1 protein-coding gene is annotated in these 1,319 nt (G+C 45.0%); it reads right to left on the bottom strand.

The features are described from left to right. Positions 1-9: 9 nt before the first annotated feature. A complete protein-coding gene (locus CIK90_RS11685) occupies positions 10-1,035 on the bottom strand; it encodes an IS110 family transposase (protein ID WP_094449302.1) in 1,026 nt (341 codons plus the stop codon). Positions 1,036-1,319: the final 284 nt, after the last annotated feature.

Here is a 1,319-nt window from a genome sequence, read left to right as displayed (position 1 = left end):
ATTTTTAATTTATGCTGATATTTTATATTCTGGTGAGAAAATTTGGCGATTTCGGACCATAGCAGTGACCAAACGTATGAGTTTGTTCTTTACATTATTCAGTGCAACCTGCTTCTTCTTTCCACGTTCTACGAGTCGCATATAGTATCTTGCGATAACGGGATTGAAGTTGATGGCAGCCAGTGCAGCCTGCGTCAGCATGGACTTTATCTGGCGGTTCGCCATGTAGTGTACACGAGGATCAGAATGCACACTGGTACCCGAATCCTTGCCGAACGGGGCTATGCCATAGTAGCAGGCTATCTTGCGTGAGTCGTAATTGAAACGACGGAAGTTATCGGTGTATACCATCAGGCACACGGCGTTCTGCGTTCCTATGCCAGGCACCGAGGTCACGATGGTGAATACCTCGGTTAGCTCCTCGTCCGACTTAATAAGCTCGGCGATTCGCTTGTCTATCTTCTCGACTTCCTTGTTGAGTTCTGACACGATATGTCTTCCGCTCTGCGAGATCATGGTCTTGATAGGCGACTTCTCCATGGTGAGCTTCTTCTCGCCTCTACGCACCTGAAAACTGCATCTATGGTGTACCACCATTTGACGATACAGGAACAGCTCACGCAGTTGTGCAAGTGACTCGCTAAGTGGCTCGTACATAATGGCTCTGTCGTAATTCCTCATTGCGTATTCGGCAATCATTGAGGCGTCGGCACGGTCCGACTTCAATCGTCTAAGACCTGATGCATCCTTGATGCTCTTAGCATTCTCAAGCCACATGTCGTAGCCTTTGCCGTATAGGAAGTTGCATAGTCCCTTACTGTAATCGCCAGTGTTTTCTCCGCAGAAGAGCCACAAGGAAGGCTCGATGCCGCCGGAGTTCTGCTCCACCCACTTGATCAGTTGTTTGTAACCAGACACAGTTGTCTTGAATTCGTTGAACACTCTTGAGGCTGTTTCTGCAAGTCCGTCTGCAAAAATGATAGCCACATCAACTTTTTCTTTCGAAAAATCAACTCCAATAAATAAATTCTTCATATCTTTGTACGAGTTTAATTATGTAGAATTGGTCAATAGTTGTATGGACTAACACTCTAACAAGGCTCAGAGCCGATAACTTTCTATCTGGTCTTTGCAACTATGTCGATGAGGTCCGAAACGGATTATAGTCTTCAGACTAGTGAAATCCATGGTTTACCTCTTCGACAGACCGATTCTACCTTTTTACAACAAAGGTACGAAACTGTCTTTAGCAATCATAGTTTTACCTTGATTATTTAACATTTATGCGACTGCGTCGCATTCTTCTGCAAACTTAGAGT

The organism is Prevotella sp. P5-126, assembly GCF_002251185.1.
Taxonomy (GTDB): Bacteria; Bacteroidota; Bacteroidia; order Bacteroidales; family Bacteroidaceae; genus Prevotella.
This window is presented reverse-complemented; position numbering and strand designations above follow the sequence as displayed.